At 40.9% G+C, this 18,376-nt stretch carries 14 protein-coding genes; 1 reads left to right on the plus strand and 13 read right to left on the minus strand.

What is annotated here, in order from left to right:
* Position 1: 1 nt before the first annotated feature.
* From queG to C8P64_RS02185, 13 genes are all read right to left on the minus strand, one after another.
* The gene (queG, locus tag C8P64_RS02125) at positions 2-928 is read right to left on the minus strand and encodes a tRNA epoxyqueuosine(34) reductase QueG (protein WP_108170406.1); all 927 of its coding nucleotides are present in this window, start codon (positions 926-928) and stop codon (positions 2-4) included.
* Positions 929-1,039: 111 nt separating this feature from the next.
* Complete coding sequence (locus tag C8P64_RS02130; RefSeq protein ID WP_170106617.1) at positions 1,040-2,026, minus strand: ScyD/ScyE family protein; 987 nt, start codon at positions 2,024-2,026, stop codon at positions 1,040-1,042.
* 459 nt (positions 2,027-2,485) lie between these two features.
* A complete protein-coding gene (locus tag C8P64_RS02135) occupies positions 2,486-3,823 on the minus strand; it encodes a cytochrome P450 (protein ID WP_108170408.1) in 1,338 nt (445 codons plus the stop codon).
* Positions 3,824-3,970: 147 nt separating this feature from the next.
* Positions 3,971-4,288: a GIY-YIG nuclease family protein gene (locus C8P64_RS02140; RefSeq protein ID WP_108170409.1), complete on the minus strand. Its 318-nt coding sequence runs from the start codon at positions 4,286-4,288 to the stop codon at positions 3,971-3,973.
* Between the two features lie 239 nt (positions 4,289-4,527).
* Positions 4,528-5,550, minus strand: a complete 1,023-nt coding sequence (ruvB, locus tag C8P64_RS02145) for a Holliday junction branch migration DNA helicase RuvB (protein ID WP_108171247.1) — start codon at positions 5,548-5,550, stop codon at positions 4,528-4,530.
* A gap of 136 nt (positions 5,551-5,686) precedes the next feature.
* Complete coding sequence (locus C8P64_RS02150; RefSeq protein ID WP_108170410.1) at positions 5,687-7,510, minus strand: cytochrome c oxidase subunit I; 1,824 nt, start codon at positions 7,508-7,510, stop codon at positions 5,687-5,689.
* 26 nt (positions 7,511-7,536) lie between these two features.
* Positions 7,537-8,697, minus strand: coding sequence for a cytochrome c oxidase subunit II (locus tag C8P64_RS02155; RefSeq protein WP_108170411.1), 1,161 nt, complete (start codon positions 8,695-8,697; stop codon positions 7,537-7,539).
* A gap of 33 nt (positions 8,698-8,730) precedes the next feature.
* Positions 8,731-10,122: a quinol:cytochrome C oxidoreductase gene (locus tag C8P64_RS02160; protein WP_108170412.1), complete on the minus strand. Its 1,392-nt coding sequence runs from the start codon at positions 10,120-10,122 to the stop codon at positions 8,731-8,733.
* An 18-nt stretch (positions 10,123-10,140) separates the two neighbouring features.
* Positions 10,141-10,842 carry a c-type cytochrome gene (locus C8P64_RS02165; protein WP_108170413.1) on the minus strand — a complete coding sequence of 234 codons (702 nt, stop codon included), beginning with the start codon at positions 10,840-10,842 and terminating at the stop codon, positions 10,141-10,143.
* 12 nt (positions 10,843-10,854) lie between these two features.
* Positions 10,855-11,376, minus strand: coding sequence for a DUF3341 domain-containing protein (locus tag C8P64_RS02170; RefSeq protein ID WP_108170414.1), 522 nt, complete (start codon positions 11,374-11,376; stop codon positions 10,855-10,857).
* A gap of 5 nt (positions 11,377-11,381) precedes the next feature.
* Complete coding sequence (nrfD, locus tag C8P64_RS02175; protein ID WP_108170415.1) at positions 11,382-13,196, minus strand: NrfD/PsrC family molybdoenzyme membrane anchor subunit; 1,815 nt, start codon at positions 13,194-13,196, stop codon at positions 11,382-11,384.
* 35 nt (positions 13,197-13,231) lie between these two features.
* The gene (locus C8P64_RS02180; RefSeq protein WP_108170416.1) at positions 13,232-16,294 is read right to left on the minus strand and encodes a TAT-variant-translocated molybdopterin oxidoreductase; all 3,063 of its coding nucleotides are present in this window, start codon (positions 16,292-16,294) and stop codon (positions 13,232-13,234) included.
* 48 nt (positions 16,295-16,342) lie between these two features.
* Complete coding sequence (locus C8P64_RS02185; protein WP_108170417.1) at positions 16,343-17,701, minus strand: c-type cytochrome; 1,359 nt, start codon at positions 17,699-17,701, stop codon at positions 16,343-16,345.
* Between the two features lie 225 nt (positions 17,702-17,926).
* On the opposite strand from C8P64_RS02185, the gene C8P64_RS02190 reads away from it, so the two are divergent.
* Positions 17,927-18,316: an SPOR domain-containing protein gene (locus tag C8P64_RS02190; protein ID WP_108170418.1), complete on the plus strand. Its 390-nt coding sequence runs from the start codon at positions 17,927-17,929 to the stop codon at positions 18,314-18,316.
* Positions 18,317-18,376 lie beyond the last annotated feature (60 nt).

Consider the following 18,376-nt stretch of genomic DNA (forward strand, 5'->3'; position numbering starts at 1 on the left):
TCTATTCTTTTAAAAAGCTGATATTTCTTTTTAAACCTTCAAATTTAGTCCGCTTCACCGCAGATTTCCGGAATATCTCATTGAAAGTCTCACGGGTGATCTCTTCCCAGTCCTTTTTCTCATTAGAGAGAAGGTCTGGATGTGGATTAAATAATGGTTCGTTATGGGGTTTAGAAAAGCGGTTCCAGGGACAAACATCCTGGCAAACATCGCAGCCAAACATCCAGTCGTCAAACTTATCTTTATAGGAATTCGGCAATTCGTCCTTTAACTCTATAGTGAAATAAGATATGCATTTGCTGCCATCAACCTTATAAGGCTCTACGATCGCATTCGTAGGGCAGGCATCTATGCAGGCGGTGCAACTACCACAATGATCGGTTACCGGGGTATCATATTCCAGGTCAAGATCTACGATCAATTCTGCGATAAAATAGAAGGAGCCGGTTTGCTTTGAGAGTAAATTTGAATGCTTGCCAATCCAGCCGAGTCCGCTTTTCGCAGCCCAGGCTTTATCCAGAACGGGCGCGGAATCTACAAAAGCCCGTCCATGAAAATCTCCAATTTCATCCTGAAGAGTAGATAATAATTCTTTTAGTTTATCCTTGATCACAAAATGGTAATCCCGGCCATAGGCATATTTACTGATCTTGTATGAATCCTGATTCTGAAATTCATGGGGATAATAATTAAACAAAAGGGAGATCACACTTTTTGAACCGGGAACCAGCTTGGTGGGATCGAGGCGCTTATCGAAATAGTTTTCCATATAGCGCATTTCCCCATGCATATTATTGTTTAGCCAGCTCTCCAGTCTTGGTGCTTCTTCTTCTAGAAATTCAGCTTTGGAGATACCGCATGAAAGAAAACCGAGGCGTTTAGCTTCAGCTTTAATTAATTCTGTATTTGAACGTTTATTCCCATTCATTATAGCAGCAAAGATATAGGAATAGTGAATACAGGAAAATCTAACTCAATTGTTTTAAAATAGAAAGCCCGCTGAAGCAGGCTTTCCAACAAAATTCTGGTTGGTTAGGTTCTAATTCTTTCCATATGGAGGTGCACTAATATTATCTACGGTCCAGATATCACCCATAAGAGTCACGATATAAGCCTTATTATGAACGATCTCCATGGAGGTAGGCCTGTCCAGACCATCGGCTACTATACTAAAGGTTCCATCATCCTGTACCTGAACTAGAGATCCTGTATCGGGAAATGCTGGCGATCCTTCACCTTCTTCATTCCAGATTCCCTGGGAAAGTGCAAAAAGACTTCTGCCTCTACCAAATTCAACATCTACTAATAATCGAGCACCTGATGCGATTGTTGTGACGTCAGATGAATTCGGACCAAAAGCAACTACCTTTCCATCTTCAGGATTATGTGGAACCGGTCCTGCTTCTGCCATATAAACTGTATGTCCTAAAACATCAAGACCCGTAGGAACTATATTTCCAAATTCCTGAAATACTGAGATATCTCCCTCAGTCGTGACTTCTAAAACGCGATTATGATGGCCATCTGCCACAAGGAAGCCACCTCTATAGAATTCGATAGAATACTGCACTCCCATAGTAACGAAGAAATCGGTTTTTGGTGGGTTCTCAACGGAGAATGCTCCGATATCAGCTATTACAGTGAAGGTCTCGGGTCCATCTATACGGTAAATACCTACGATATCTTCAGTTCCAAATTGAGGTCCAACTAGCGTTACAATCACGTAAGCTGTATCGTCTATAAAAACAATATCATTTGCACCACCTATACCTATGATCGATGGTGGTAATCCGGTGGCAAAGGTTGAAATATCCCCTGTTTTAAGATCTACTCTGGAAATAGTTCCAGTTGCACCTTCAGTCACAAATAGATCACCTCCGGGACCAATGGTGCTACCTGATGCACCCTGAAAACCGGATAAAAATAATTCCGGTTCTCCCGGTTCTGAAAGTTTAGCGCTGGCATTTACCAGGTATTCAGAAGGTAACTCTCCCAAGCCCGGCTCCGGGCTACAAGATGTAAACATCAAAAAAATCAAAAAGATTGCTGATGTCAGGAACTTTAAGGGGGCAGCATGAATTGGATGGTTGATTTTTTTCATAATAAAGAGATTAAAAATTTCAATTATTAAAAAATAAGCCAGGTTCTGGAATGGTTTACCAGTTCAGATTCTCATGCTACTCAGTATTTTTTTAAAGAACAAAAATAAAACCTGGTAAATCAAAGGAAGAATAAGGGCGAGGAGGGTGCTAAAAAATCTAACAAATCGCTTTTAAATGAAGCCAGTATGAAAATAAAGTGACCTTTAAAATTAGAAAATAATTCTAAGGTAGTAACAAAGGGAAATCCCTACTTATTTCTTTTGGAAAAGGATAAGCGGTAACAAAAATGGAATAATTAAACTACCTGTAATGATTTTAATTATAAATCGTGGCAGGACTAATCATTTCTGAAACCACCACTATTGAATTAATTTGAAAAGCTCCTATTCTGTTCTTTTCTCAAATTTCAATATTGCATTCTTGGGTTTCAGGGTAATGAGAGGTTTTATTTCAATTGGCGTGGTGACCTTTGAGATCTTATATTGAGACATTAGTTCGGTAATGGCAATGATCATCTCGAACATGGCGAAATTGTTCCCTATGCATTTCCTGGGACCGGCACCAAAGGGAAAATATTGCGAAGAATACTTCCTGCTGTTTCCTTCAAATCTCTCCGGTTTAAAATCCTCGGGGTCTTCCCAAAGATCTGGATGGCGATGAATTTCAAATAATGAGAACAACAAATTAGAACCTGGTTCAAAATTCTTTCCATCGAATTCATCTGCCTCTACATTCACGCGGTCTATAAAATAAGCCGGCGGATAAAGACGCATAGACTCTTCTATTACCTGCTGGGTAATTTCAGTTTTGGTCACAATCGCCATAAGATCATCATGCTCTTTATTAAGCGATGTGATCTCCTGAAATATCTTCTCCTGCCATTCTGGATTCCTGGCTAAAAGTTCACAGGTAAAAGTAAGCGCATTGGAGGTCGTCTCATGACCCGCAGTGAAAAGGATCAGGATCTCATCTATCAATTGCTCCTCATCCATAAAATTACCATCATCATATTTCGACTCCAGCAACATATCCAGAAGATCATCGAATCTCTCCTGTGACTCTCTTCTTTCCTTTACAATGCCTTTAAGGATCTCTCTGGCTTCCGCGGTTAGTTCCAGGTAACTATCTATTTTCCCACTAGCCTTGAACCACCAACCTAAATATGGCTGCCTAAGTTCCTTTACCAGCATTTTCTGGGTCTCCTCTGTGATGAACTGAAGCCTGTTGATCTCTTCCTGGTTCGCCGCGCTGCTGAAAAGTGATTTCACCACGGTTTGAAAAGCAAGGTCATTAAAGATTGGAAATATGTCTATTTCCTTGCCAGGAGTGATCTTTTCATATTCCAGAAGTATTGCTTCTTTAATGGCATCGAGCAAATTGGCGAGTTGCTTTTTATGGAATGCCGGCTGAATAAGTTTACGCTGTTTCTTCCAGTGTTCGCCTTCTGAAGTTAGTAAACCTTCTCCAACGTATTTCACGAGATCCTTGGTCTGTATCTCTGACTTAACAAAATTCTTCTGGTTCTTTTGAAGAGCATATTCCAAAAGACCTGCATCCCTTGAAAATATAACCGATTTACTGAAGCCGATATTCAGTCGGAAAGTATCTCCTTTTTCCTCGAAATTCCGGGAATGAAAAGGCAACGGATTCTTAAGAATATTAGCGGAATGCTTTAGAAATTTCAATAGGGAAACTTCAGGGATATTTGTATTCTTACTCATGTTGCTTTTTCTTTTTTATTCTGTATTCCTGGGCTTAATACCGATGGTCTTTGACATAAAAATTATTCAGAAATCAAAATCTGTATTTTAAATAAATATCTCAATTCTCAAAACTAACCATTGTCACACTGAGCGCAGTCGAAGTGTCTATTTATCTGGCTTGTATTTATAATGGGTAGCATTTCTGCATTCTGATAAAATCTTTAATCTATCAAAATCACCATTGATCAATGCTTCTTTCTTGGATCTGGACCATCCTTTTAACTTCTTTTCAAAATATATAGCCTGCAATACATCATTGAATTCCTGACTAAATTTTAATTCAATGGGTCTCCGCTGGAATGTATAACATTCTTTATTAATTCCTCTGAGATGCTCCCACACTCTTCTTTCCAAATCATTGGTTATTCCCACGTAGTAGGAATTGTCTGAGCATTCAAGAACATATACAAAATAAAAAAACATACTCCGCTATTATGGGCTTCGACTGCGCTCAGCCGGACATCCCTTTCAAATCAAACTCCAAATTGTGCCTGGATTTTTTTTCAATTTAAAGCTTCGACTGCGCTCAGCCTGACATTTTCTAAGCGATGAATTCCGCGAATAGTTTCCATCAAAATTCCCGATGATAATATCATTGAAATCCTGAAACATGGCCAGTCCAAAATTTAGGATACTAATCGTAATCTCTCCAGAAACTAAACTTAAAACAGTCCTCCCTGGGTGCTACCTTTGATCCTGCCAAGATGCTTATAGGCATGTTCGGTTACTTCCCTACCTCGAGGAGTTCTATAAATAAATCCTTGCTGAATAAGGAATGGTTCATACACCTCCTCGATGGTTTCGGCACTTTCGCTTACAGCGGTGGCCAGAGTAGTAATACCAACCGGTCCTCCCTTGAATTTATCTATGATCGTAGCCAGGATCTTATTATCCATTTCATCAAGACCATGCGCGTCCACATTCAGAGCCTTTAGTCCAAACCTGGCAATTTCGATATCTATTTTTCCATTTCCCTTTATCTGAGCGAAATCACGAACTCTCCTTAAAAGCGCATTGGCAATTCTGGGAGTACCACGGCTTCTACCGGCAATTTCGATTGCCGCATCCTGGGTAATTGGAACTTTTAGAATATCTGAACTACGCTCCACAATTCCTGATAGCAATTCGGTTGTATAATATTGCAGCCTGCTGGAGATACCAAACCTCGCCCTCATAGGAGCTGTTAGGAGTCCAGACCTGGTAGTTGCACCTATCAGTGTGAAAGGATTCAAATTGATCTGTACCGTACGCGCATTTGGCCCGGTTTCGATCATAATGTCTATACGGTAATCTTCCATAGCAGAATACAGGTACTCCTCTACGATGGGGCTTAATCTATGTATCTCGTCTATAAAAAGTATATCTCTCTCGTCCAGGTTGGTCAAAAGACCGGCAAGATCTCCTGGTTTATCCAGAACGGGACCCGAAGTGATCTTGATGCCGACATTAAGTTCATTGGCCAAAATATGTGCTAATGTAGTTTTACCTAATCCCGGAGGGCCATGAAACAAAGTATGATCCAGCGCCTCTCCCCTTAGGTTAGCCGCCTGTACGAATACCTGAAGATTTTCAAGGACCTGCTCCTGCCCCGCAAAGTCATCAAAACTAAGCGGTCTTAAAGCTCTTTCTATATCAAATTCTTCCGGAGAAAAACTATCTCCACTGGCATCAAGGTTTTCGTTCATCATAAGATCTGTTGTACGGAATAATATAAGGAAAAATACACTGAAATTCCGGTATAATATGAACTCAAAGATAATTAAAAAAGCCTCTTCCGGTTGGGAAAAGGCTTTTGAAAAATCTTATATGTTAAGGTCTTGCTTAATGATTGAGCTCTTCCTCTCCTTCTTGCAGAGGTGTGATCTGCGAAACAAAATCCTGTCCCTTGATCACATACTCTCCATCTTCACCAGTCTTAGAGTAATCGTAAGCCCAACGGTATACTGCTGGAATCTTACCAGGCCAGTTTCCGTGGATGTGTTCTACCGGGGTAGTCCACTCTAGAGTATTCGATTTCCATGGGTTCTGAACTGCTTTCTTTCCGAAGAAAATAGAGTTGAAGAAGTTATAAAGGAATACCAACTGAACCAATGCAGTGATGATCGCGGCAACCGTAATAATTACGTTCACATCTGCATAATCATCAAAGTATGGGAAGTTCGTATTTGTGTAATAACGTCTTGGAAGACCCGCAATACCAATAAAGTGCATTGGGAAGAAAACCCCGTAAGCACCCACGGCAGTTACCCAGAAGTGAACATAACCAAGGTTCTTGTTCATCATTCTTCCAAACATTTTTGGGAACCAGTGATACACCCCGGCGAATAGTCCATAAAGTGCAGAGATACCCATTACAAGGTGGAAGTGAGCAACCACGAAGTAAGTATCGTGTACGTTAATATCCAGGGTAGAATCCCCAAGGATAATACCTGTAAGACCACCAGTGATGAAAGTTGAAACCAGACCTATCGAGAACAACATTCCAGGGTTCATCTGCAGGTTACCCTTCCATAAAGTGGTGATATAGTTAAATGATTTTACTGCTGAAGGGATCGCGATCAATAATGTAGTAAAGGTAAACACAGATCCAAGGAATGGGTTCATTCCTGAAATAAACATGTGGTGACCCCAAACAATTGTTGAAAGGAAAGCGATCGCTAATATAGATGCAACCATCGCACGGTAACCAAAAATTGGTTTACGTGAGTTAGTAGCAATAACTTCTGATGTGATACCTAGGGCCGGAAGAAGTACAATATATACCTCTGGGTGACCAAGGAACCAGAATAGGTGTTCGAATAATACCGGAGAACCTCCCTGGTGACTTAAAACCTCTCCTTTGATGAAGATATCACTAAGGAAGAATGAAGTACCAAAACTACGGTCCATGATCAATAGTAAAGCTGCAGATAATAGTACCGGGAAAGATACCACACCAATAATAGCGGTTACAAAGAATGCCCAGATAGTTAGCGGAAGTCTGGTCATTGACATTCCTTCAGTTCTTAGGTTTATTACAGTTACAATGTAGTTAAGAGATCCAAGCAAAGAAGATGCGATAAAGATAGCCATAGAAACCAACCAAAGCGTCATCCCAGTTCCTGAACCACTAATAGCTTCAGGCAGGGCACTCAATGGAGGGTAGATCGTCCAACCGGCCATTGCAGGACCAGATTCAACGAAAAGAGAAGCTAACATGATCACACTAGATAAGAAAAACAACCAGTAAGAAACCATGTTAAGGAATCCAGAGGCCATATCTCGTGCACCAATTTGCAACGGAATCAGTAAGTTTGAGAACGTACCACTTAACCCAGCGGTAAGCACAAAGAATACCATGATTGTACCGTGAATGGTCACCAATGCAAGGTAAATACTTGGAGACATTACTCCATCTGGAGCCCATCTGTCACCCAATAATGCTTCAAATACCCAGAAAGATTGTTCCGGCCAGGCAAGCTGGATACGGAACAGGATCGACATTGCGATACCTATAATCCCCATAATAAGCCCGGTAATAAGATATTGCTTAGCAATCATCTTATGATCCTGACTAAAGATATATTTCGTTATAAAAGTCTCCTTATGATGATGTCCGTGATCATCATGGTGATCGTGTGCCGGTGCGTTTGCAATTGCTGACATATCTCTTATTCTTTAGCTTATTTTTTTTATTCTTTATCTAGTACAGCCACCGCTTCACTCTCCTGTGGCTCTTCTGTTTCATTTCCATCCTCTGCCGGAGCTTCTTCAGTCTCTGCAGGGGCATTGCTATCTTCTATCGTGCTGCCAAAAGTAGGCTGCTCTTCTAACCATGCGTTGAAATCTTCTTCAGACTCCACGATGATTTTCATTTGCATGTTATAGTGTGCCTGTCCGCAGATCTTATTACATAGAAGGAAATAGTCGAATTCATAACTATCCAGAGTAGGTTCTCCCTGGGCAATTAGATCTTCATTTCTTTCTTTTCTTACATCATTTACACTTTCTACCTTGTCTACCATGTACTCGCTAGCACGCATCTCTTCAGTAGTAATCGTTGGAGTGAATCCAAACTGGGTGATCATACCTGGTACAACGTTCATCTGTGCTCTAAAGAATGGGAAGTATGCCGAGTGCAATACATCCTGAGAACGGAACTTGAACAATACCGGTTTACCAACAGGTAAGTGTAATTCTGTTACGATCTTGTCATCTTCACCATAAGAATCAGATTCATCTACTCCTAACTGGTTAACACCTTCGATAAAACGAACATTCGCTTTACCTAAAGTATTATCTTCTCCAGAATATCTCGCTCTCCAGTCGAACTGATAAGCGTAGATCTCGATAACCATAGGATCTTCTTCCTCGTTGATATTCATAATATCACTCCAGGTGAATAATCCGTAGATAATAAGACCGGCAAGAGTGATCACCGGGATAATGGTCCAGATGAATTCAAGTTTATCATTATCTGCGTAGAATAAAGCCTTCTGAGTCTTCTTCCCTTTGTATTTAAAGGCAAAGTAATGAAGTAATCCCTGGGTAATGATCTGTACGAACATGATCAAACCAATAGAGATAAACATTAAAGTATCATATTCTCCTCCATGTTCTGAAGCAGCTTCAGGCAGGTAAAATCTTCCATATTCCCAGAAGCAGTAAACGGTAATTACATAAATGAAAATTACGAAAGCTAACATCAGGATTCCGTTGGACTTGTTATCCTTATCGTTTGCAATCTGAGAAGTATCGGCATCGGACCTCTGAGACAATTGAAATATCTTAGAGATCTGCCAACCTGTAACGGCCAGAAGTGCTAGTACTATGATTACTAAAAATACGGTCATTTTATAAGTTCTTCTTTAAACAATCAATCTTAATTAATAATGGTAATGCTTACTCTCCTTGATAAAAGGATTCCCTTTCACCAGTAAAGGTGCCTTTGTAAGCGCATTAAATACTATGAAGGTGAACAATCCACCAAACAACAATACTGCACTTATCTCAGGGATTCCAATGAACCATGACTCTCCTACCGTAGCCGGCATCACCATCACATATACATTCAGGTAATGACCACATAAGATAACAATTCCTGTCATGATTACGAACCAGTTCACTCTCTTATAATCACTATTCATTAATAGCAATACAGGGAACAGGAAGTTAGTGATCAGCATTCCGAAGAATGGCAATTGATAATCTTCTATTCTCTGGATGAAGTATACCACCTCTTCAGGAATATTGGAGTACCAGATCAACATGAACTGAGAGAACCATAAGTAGGTCCAGAAAATACTGATCCCAAACATGAACTTCGCAAGGTCATGAATATGGCTGTCGTTCACGAATTCAAGATATCCTCTTGACTTAAGGTAGATACTGATAATTGCAATTGTAGTAATACCAGATACGAACAAACTCGCAAATACGAACCATCCAAATAAAGTACTAAACCAGTGCGGATCTAAACTCATGATCCAGTCCCATGACATCATAGATTCAGTCACGATAAAGAACACAAGAAATCCTGCAGAAAGTTTAAAGTTCTTTTTAAAGATCTTATTATCGGTTGCACTATCCATCTTGATAGAGTTCTTTCTAAGAAGTTGTCTGAATAGCATCCAACCACCTAAATAGATCGCAGCTCTAATAAGGAAGAATGGCACATTTAGGTATGCTGTTTTATTCTGAATGATCTCATCATGTGCAACTACTTCAGGATCCATCCACACGAAAAGGTGGTTTAAATGCAGACCTGAAAGTACAAGCAACACAAATACAATGATCCCACCAGGAACCAGGTAAGCAGTAATCGCTTCCATTACTCTAAAAAGCACCGGAGACCATCCAGCCTGCGCTGCATATTGAATAGCATAGAAAGCCAAAACTCCAAGAGATATCATAAAGAAAAAGAAAGCAGCTACATAAAGTGCAGCCCAGGGCTTATTCTGCAACTGGTGCAGGATGTGCTCATAATGCTCATCTCCGTGACCAGCCTCTTCACCATGTCCTGCTTCGGCATGAGCCTCATCCCCATGAGCGGTTTCACTTTCGTATCCTTCTATATTTTCAACGGTTACATTCTCACCAGGAAGCTGTTCTACATTAATTTCTTCTCCATGCTCTTCACCATGATGTTCTGAGGCCATCATTTCCTTAACATCCTCAACAGTTTCTGGTGCAGCGATGAATCCATAAATGAGACCTACAGCCCCAACAATCATAAAAATGATTGCTGTTAATTTTAATTTACTGGATAGCGTATACATATCGATAGATCTAAATCTTTATTCTTGAGTTTCGGTTTGGTTGTTTTCGTTAGCCTGCTCAGACTCCACATCATCTGCGTCGTCATATAGATTTGCATCAGCTCTTGAAGGCAGTAAACTTGTCTGCACTTCAGATTCTTCTTCAAATTCTCTTTCAGGCTTACCTTCCAACTTATTTTTCAGGTTCATCACATAGTGATCTATCTGCCAACGTTCCTTAATGGTCGTTTGAGAAGCATAAGACCCCATGTTATTGATTCCGTAATACATTACGTGGTATACACTACCTTCAGTGATCGCACGTCCAGCATCATCATAAGATGGAACACCAAGAATCTTTTCTCTTTCAACCAGGATTCCTTTACCTGCACCTTTGTCTCCGTGGCAAACCGCGCAATAAATAGTGTAAAGGGCTTTTCCTTCTGCAAGGTTCTCCTCTGTATAAGGAATTGGATTGTTCAGGTTAGCTTTTGCCGCCTGATATCCCTGAGGGTTATTCTCGTAGTCGTAAGGCAACCATCCGCGAGGAACAGATCCTTCTACAGGCAATTTGGCCTCCTGACCATTTTCGAATACCTCGTACTCACCATAGGCTTCGTAACCAACCGGCTCATACATATCTGGCATGTACTGATAGTTTGGATCCCCCTTGTCATGGCAGGAAACAACTGCAAATCCAAGCAGACAAAATCCTATAGTTTTATGGAACAAACTTCTCATTATCACTATTTATTATTCTATTAATTTAATTTCTGATGCTCCGGTCTTGTATAAGAAATCCGTTAAGTCATCTATATTATGATTGGCGGCATCAACCTCCATTAAGAACAGGTCATCTGTTGTTCTTACATCTGGATTTTCAGCTTTCTTGAATGGCCATAATTTACTTCTCATATAGAAAGTAATAACCATAAGGTGAGCCGCAAAGAATACAGTTAATTCGAACATAATTGGCACAAATGCCGGCATGTTCTCTATAAAACTGAAACTTGGTTTACCACCAATATCCTGTGGCCAGTCTTCTATCATGATGAAATTCATCATAGCTACTGCTACAGATAGACCTACTAAACCATACAAGAAAGATGTGATGGCTAATCTGGTTGGAGCAAGTCCCATTGCTTTATCAAGTCCGTGAACCGGGAATGGGCAATAGATCTCACCAATGTGATAGCGTGCCTCGCGAATTTGCTTTACAGCCTGTAAAAGCAAATCGTCATCTCGGTAAATAGCGTGTAATACTTTAGATGCCATCCTGATTATTTATTTTTTAGTTTGTTTGCCTGCTCAACCCATCCTTCTCTATTCTCCTGGATAGGGAAATTTTCGATCACTTCATCAAGCAATTCAAAATCCTGTTCTGTTAATTTACTTACCTGATCGAACAAGTAGATACCTACCTGATGTAAATGCTGCTGAAGTAGCGGTCCTACATTCTTCAATTTGGTAAGATCTGATGCTTCCTGAGTCTTAGGATCATAAGTTCCAATTCTAGACAACATCTCATCGATACGATCTTTCATCACTTCAGAAACCACCATACCATCTGCATTCACAGTATCCTCATGAGGATGATCTGCTTCTTTCTTCTTAGTATGCTCGGTATCTTCAATTTTATGGTGTACTCCCTCTTCTTCATTACGAACAGGGTTTCTACCTACTGTTTCAGGGTTATAATGCAATACATCATCACCGTGCTCAGCTCTTAGTTTCTTATATTTTTCTCCGGAAGCCTTCAGGATTGTCTTTACCTCTGCCTGAGCGATCACTGGGAACGAACGTGCATAAAGAAGGAACAACACAAAGAAGAATCCAATAGTACCAATGAAGATCCCGATATCTACAAATGTTGGAGAGAACATCGTCCATGAAGATGGAAGGTAATCACGGTGAAGCGAAGTCACGATAATTACAAAACGCTCGAACCACATCCCGATGTTTACCACGATCGAAATAAAGAAAGAGAACATGATACTTGTACGAAGCTTCTTGAACCACATGAACTGTGGAGAGAACACGTTACAGGTCATCATACTCCAGTATGCCCACCAGTAAGGTCCGGTAGCCCTGTTAAGGAATGCATACTGTTCGTATTCTACACCAGAATACCATGCGATCACCAACTCGGTAATATAAGCAGTACCTACGATAGACCCCGTGATCATGATCACGATGTTCATCAATTCGATATGCTGAATAGTAATATAGTCTTCAAGATTAGAAACCTTTCTCATGATGATAAGCAAGGTGTTAACCATGGCAAATCCAGAGAAGATCGCACCCGCAACGAAGTAAGGAGGGAAAATGGTGGTATGCCATCCCGGGATTACCGAAGTTGCGAAGTCAAAAGATACGATGGTGTGTACAGAAAGTACAAGTGGTGTTGCCAAACCGGCAAGTACCAGAGATACCTCTTCAAAACGCTGCCAGTCTTTAGCACGTCCACTCCATCCAAATGATAATATTCCGTAAACTCTTTTTGTGAAAGGAGTAATTGCCCTGTCACGTATCATCGCGAAATCTGGTAACAATCCAGTCCACCAGAAAACAAGTGAAACCGAAAGATAAGTCGAGATCGCAAATACATCCCATAGAAGCGGTGAGTTAAAGTTCACCCAAAGAGATCCAAACTGGTTAGGGATTGGAAGTACCCAATATGCCAACCATGGACGCCCCATGTGAATTAAAGGGAAAAGACCCGCCTGCATAACCGAGAAGATCGTCATAGCCTCTGCAGACCTGTTGATCGCCATTCTCCATTTTTGGCGGAATAAAAGTAATACGGCAGAAATTAGCGTACCGGCGTGACCAATACCTACCCACCATACGAAGTTGGTAATATCCCAGGCCCAACCTACTGTTTTGTTTAATCCCCAGGTACCTATACCTGTAGAAATTGTGTAAACTATACATCCAACACCCCAAAGAAAGGCCACAAGGGAGATAGCAAAAACTATCCACCAGGTTTTATTCGCCCTTCCTTCCACCGGAGCAGCAACATCCACAGTCACATCGTGATAGCTTTTGTTCCCGGTAACTAGAGGCTTTCGTATAGGTGCTTCGTAATGAGACATATCCTTATCTGATTGATTCTTAGTTATTCGTTATTTTAAGCTTCGGTTGTATTTCTAACTTTTGTCTGGTACATCACATTTGGTTTTGTACCTACATACTCAAGCAGATGATACATCCTGTCATCATTTTTCTTTTCAAGAATTTTTGATTCCTTGTCGTTTACATCTCCAAAGACCATCGCTCCTTTATCACAAGCTGCAGAACAGGCAGTATGGAATTCACCATCCTTGATCGTTCTACCTTCACGCTTAGCATCAAGGATCGTTTTCTGAGTCTTCTGGATACACATAGAACATTTTTCCATAACCCCTCTTGAACGTACAGTAACATCTGGGTTAAGTACCATTCTTCCAAGGTCATTGTTCAAGTGGTAATCGAATTCATCGTTCTGTGCATAGTTGAACCAGTTGAAACGACGAACTTTGTAAGGACAGTTGTTAGCACAATATCTCGTACCAACACATCTGTTATAGATCATCTGGTTTTGTCCCTGTCTACCGTGTGAAGTTGCCGCTACAGGACATACAGTTTCACAAGGCGCATGGTTACAATGCTGACACATTACAGGCTGGAATACAACCTGAGGATTGTCTGCAGGCTCTTCTAACTCTCCAAATTCTGAAAGAGAGCTTCCAAGACCACCAATATTTTCTTTTTTCTCAAGATCGTTCGTGAAGGTATCTTCAGAAGAGAAATAACGGTCTATACGCAACCAGTGCATATCTCTAGATTTTCTCACTTCATCTTTACCTACTACAGGAACGTTATTTTCTGAATGACAAGCGATCACACAAGCTCCACAACCAGTACAGGCGTTAAGGTCTATACTTAAGTTGAAGTGTGGCCCGGTAGTCCTGTCGAAGCTTTCCCAGATATCAACCTCTGGAGAAGTTACAGGAGTTTCCTGGTGATCTAATGAAACTTCAGGAGTAGAGTTCCAGACATGAGCGTCTTTTGTATTAAATACCTCAAGGCTTGTTTCCTTGATGATATCACCTCTACCCATTAAGGTATTATGAAGCTGAACACATGCAAATTCATGCACTCCAGCAACCTTTTCAATTTTTACTTTCTGTACCGAGCTAAAGTTCTTATACAAAGGATAAGCATTTACCCCTGTTTGCATTTCTTCCTGAACTCCAGCCTTTCTACCATAACCAAGCGCAAGACCAACAGATCCTTTAGCCTGACCAGGCATAATGTAAACCGGTACACTCTTAACTACAGTATCACCAACAGTTAGATTCACATAACTTCCGTTAAGCCCACCATTAGCAACATTCTCATTTTCCAATCCTAGCTCTTCAGCATCGGCTTTAGAAACTGTTACGTAGTTATCCCAGCTCGCTCTTGTAAGCGGATCTGGCATTTCCTGCAACCATGGGTTATTAGCCTGCTGGCCGTCACCAATTGCAGTGTTGGTATAAAGAGTTAATTCATAACCTTCACCTTCCAGCTCATCCATATTGAATGAAATTGAAGAAGAGCTTGAATTATTAGAAGCTGGCAGAGCTACAGGAGAAGAAGCTTCAAAAACTCCATCATGCAGTACTTCGCTCCAGTTTCTATCCCCAAGTCCAGCAGACCAGGTCTCTTTGATATATTCGTAATAAGAAGCATTGTTACCAGACCATTTTAGAAGTGTATCCTGAAATTGTCTCGTATCGAACAACGGTCTTATCGTTGGCTGCATTAAGCTGAAAGATTTCTCACTAAATTGGATATCTCCCCAGCTCTCCAGGTAATGCGGAGTAGCAGCAACGTATTTACTTAGTTTTGATGTTTCGTCTGTTCTCGTAGTGAAATCTACCACAGTTTCAACCTGCTTAAGACCTTCTACGAATTCATCTCCATTTGGAAGTGTATGAACCGGGTTAAGACCAGCGATCAATAGAGCGCCAACACTACCGTTATTCATATCCTTTACCAACTGAGCAACCTCACTAGCGTTACCTTGACGAATAACTCTTGCGTTAGATGTATCCATCACGCGGCTACCAAGAGCCTCGTTGATCTCCAACACCCATGATTGAACTTCCTGATCCGGAACTCCACTAACAACTACAGCACCACTACCAGCTTTTCTTAACTGACTAGCAGCTTTCACTACAGCGTCATCAATATTAGAAGGAAGATCACTTGTAGAAGAACCACCAGCGATGTAACCTCTTAAGGCAGCCATAACAGCTTTTTGCTGAGAAGGCTTCAATGGAACACGCTTATCTGCGTTCGCCCCGGTTAGAGACATATTAGATTCGAACTGAATATGACGAGACATTTTACCATTCTTAGGAATTCTTGTCTTCGCGAAAGCAGCATCGAATCCACCTCCATGCCAGTCTGCAAGGAAATCTGCACCAACACTAACTACGGTCTTCACTTTAGAGAAGTCATAGTTTGGCAATGCACGTCTTCCATATTTAGACTGAAATGCATTAAGAGCAGCATCTTCAGAAACCGTATCATACACTACGTGGCGTACGTTACCATATTTTGAAGAGAACTCCTGAATAAGTTTTGAAGTCGAAGGACTGGCGAATGTCTGCGTAAGAAGAACGATCTCTCCACTAGCATTATCCAGTGCAGAAGAAACCTCACGGTCAAATTCTTCCCAGGAAACATTTCTTCCCTCGATCATTGGGCGCTTCACCCTTTTTGTATCATACAACGACAATACCGAAGCATTCACACGGGCATTAACCCCGCCTTTGAACTTCGAAAGGTCATTATTTTCAATTTTTATTGGTCGACCCTCACGAGTTTTTACCAAAACGCTTGCGAAGTCGAAACCATCAGCAATCGTAGATGCGTAATAATTCGCGATCCCAGGAACAATCCTTTCGGGTTGCACCACATAAGGAATGGATTTTACCACAGGGCCCTCGCAGGCAGCCAGTGATGCCGCTGCTGTACTGAACCCAACATACTTAAGGAAATCTCTTCTTGAAGTTTTAGAATCTCCAAGACTTTCTTTATCCCCAAGGAAGTCCTCTACCGGGATCTCCTCAGCGAATTCCTTCTGTTGGAGCGTCTCAACAACAGAGCTGTTTTCATTTAGCTCTTCAACACTTTTCCAGTATTTCTTGTTTGATGACATATTATATCTAGATATTAGCTTCTTAAATTATACCTGAATCTCAGGATTTTAGTAGTGACACTTACCGCATTCCAATCCGCCCATCTGAGCAGCAGTAAGCTCTTCTACACCATATTTTTTCGATAACTCCTCGTGGATCTTCTCGTAATACTCATTACCCTCGATCCTGATATTGGTTTCACGGTGACAGTTAATACACCATCCCATGGTTAAAGGAGCGTCTTGATATACAATCTCCATCTCCTGGATAGGACCGTGACATTTCTGACACTCGATCCCGGCAACACTTACGTGCTGAGAGTGGTTAAAGTAAGCAAAATCTGGAAGGTTATGGATACGCACCCACTTAACAGGTTTCTCCTCTCCAGAATAAGTTCTGGTAGCAGGATCCCATCCGGTAGCGTCGTATAACTTCGCGATCTCTTTATCGTAAAATTCTTTTGAATATTCTTCGGTAGCAGTTTCTGGAGCTACTTCAGCAATTGCTTTGTGACAGTTCATACAAACATTTAGAGAAGGAATCCCAGAATGCTTGGAAGTTCTTGCAGAAGAGTGACAGTACTTACACTCGATCTGGTTATCACCAGCGTGAATTCTGTGAGAATAGTGTATCGGTTGAATTGGCTGATAACCTTTATCAACCCCCACCTGCATTAAGAATCCGTAAGCGAAATAACCAACTGCTAAAAGCACGATTATAGAACTTACTAGTACAAGGAATTGATTTTCTACAAATGCCTTGTAGATCGGCTTTCTTTTTGGTTTCTCTGGAATCACGATTCCTGAAGCATCAGCAAAAGTTCTTAGGGTCTTGTTCACAAGGAAAAGAACCAGCAGAAGCATTGCTAATACAAAAACAAGGATACCAAGGATCACATCTGTAGAAACTCCACCAGATCCTCCGGCAGCACCAGCTTCTCCACCAGCAGAACCAGCAGCCGCTTGCGGCTCAGGTTTTGGCTGTTCAACGTAAGCAAGGATATTATCTATATCACCATTGCTTAACTGAGGAAATGCAGGCATCGCTGTTTGCCCCCACTCATTGTAAATTTCATTAGCCTGAGCATCTCCGCTAGCGATCAAAGCAGCAGAATTCTTTACCCACTCATGGATCCAGTCCATGTCACGTCTATCTGTCACCCCGTGAAGAGCAGGACCAATAGAGTTTGAGTACGGCTTATGACATGCAGCACATAAAGAATTAAACAATTCTTTACCGGCAGCAGGATCACCTAGATCTGAACCTCCAGTATCTGCAGCTGCAGCTTCCTGTTCAGGCTCAGCCTGGGCTGTCGCATCTTGCGCCGCCTGAGCTTGCGAAAACCCACTGAGGGTAAATGTCAATAAAAATGCTACGCTTAATAGTAGTTGTCGCGAAGTTGAATGGCGGAAAATCACCTTTTTCATATTATAAGTTCGATTAACGTCTAAACTTTGGTACGGTTTTTACACTCAGTATTTTAGGGCTAAAAACCTAAAAAGGTACCTTTAAATTCGTGCACAAAAGTAATACATACAGACGATTTTAGGAATGTTACATAAGTGTTAATGACTAATTTATATTAGTTCTAAATAATAAATTACAACCTGTTTAAGTTATTTAATTTTACATTTGTCAAAAGCCAAATTACTATGAGAAAACCAAAAAGCCTGCTTCTTTTCGCTTTCACAGCTTTTCTATGTGTTTTTAGCCTAAAAATGAGGGCTCAACAAGGAAACGTGAACATTCAACAAAATGAGAAGATAGAAAAATTAATGGAGGTGAAAACTGAGTTGAATAAAAACAACCAGATTAGGGATCGCTACGTTATACAATTGTTCTATGGAGATAATGGAGAAGCCAACGAGGTAATTAAGAAATACCGGGATCTTTACTCTTACAGCTCCCAAATAACTTATGAGGCTCCAAATTACAAAGTATGGGTAGGAAACTTTAGAAACCGCCTGGAAGCAGACAGAGCATTGCTTAAGATCAAAGAGAATTTTCCGGCAGCATTTATTCCTAAGCCACAGAGAAAATAACTTAAAACATCACCCAATAAAAAAAGCGACTCATCACTGAGTCGCTTTTTTTATTTTTAT

This window comes from Christiangramia gaetbulicola (genome assembly GCF_003054225.1).
In the GTDB taxonomy this organism is placed as follows: Bacteria; Bacteroidota; Bacteroidia; order Flavobacteriales; family Flavobacteriaceae; genus Christiangramia; species Christiangramia gaetbulicola.

What these genes read in the sequence shown, in the direction of transcription:
- queG (WP_108170406.1), bottom strand. Translation starts at nt 928, where the DNA reads ATGAATGGGAATAAACGTTCAAATACAGAATTAATTAAAGCTGAAGCT.
- C8P64_RS02130 (WP_170106617.1), bottom strand. Translation starts at nt 2,026, where the DNA reads ATGTTTACATCTTGTAGCCCGGAGCCGGGCTTGGGAGAGTTACCTTCT.
- C8P64_RS02135 (WP_108170408.1), bottom strand. Translation starts at nt 3,823, where the DNA reads ATGAGTAAGAATACAAATATCCCTGAAGTTTCCCTATTGAAATTTCTA.
- C8P64_RS02140 (WP_108170409.1), bottom strand. Translation starts at nt 4,288, where the DNA reads ATGTTTTTTTATTTTGTATATGTTCTTGAATGCTCAGACAATTCCTAC.
- ruvB (WP_108171247.1), bottom strand. Translation starts at nt 5,550, where the DNA reads ATGAACGAAAACCTTGATGCCAGTGGAGATAGTTTTTCTCCGGAAGAA.
- C8P64_RS02150 (WP_108170410.1), bottom strand. Translation starts at nt 7,510, where the DNA reads ATGTCAGCAATTGCAAACGCACCGGCACACGATCACCATGATGATCAC.
- C8P64_RS02155 (WP_108170411.1), bottom strand. Translation starts at nt 8,697, where the DNA reads ATGACCGTATTTTTAGTAATCATAGTACTAGCACTTCTGGCCGTTACA.
- C8P64_RS02160 (WP_108170412.1), bottom strand. Translation starts at nt 10,122, where the DNA reads ATGTATACGCTATCCAGTAAATTAAAATTAACAGCAATCATTTTTATG.
- C8P64_RS02165 (WP_108170413.1), bottom strand. Translation starts at nt 10,842, where the DNA reads ATGAGAAGTTTGTTCCATAAAACTATAGGATTTTGTCTGCTTGGATTT.
- C8P64_RS02170 (WP_108170414.1), bottom strand. Translation starts at nt 11,376, where the DNA reads ATGGCATCTAAAGTATTACACGCTATTTACCGAGATGACGATTTGCTT.
- nrfD (WP_108170415.1), bottom strand. Translation starts at nt 13,196, where the DNA reads ATGTCTCATTACGAAGCACCTATACGAAAGCCTCTAGTTACCGGGAAC.
- C8P64_RS02180 (WP_108170416.1), bottom strand. Translation starts at nt 16,294, where the DNA reads ATGTCATCAAACAAGAAATACTGGAAAAGTGTTGAAGAGCTAAATGAA.
- C8P64_RS02185 (WP_108170417.1), bottom strand. Translation starts at nt 17,701, where the DNA reads ATGAAAAAGGTGATTTTCCGCCATTCAACTTCGCGACAACTACTATTA.
- C8P64_RS02190 (WP_108170418.1), top strand. Translation starts at nt 17,927, where the DNA reads ATGAGAAAACCAAAAAGCCTGCTTCTTTTCGCTTTCACAGCTTTTCTA.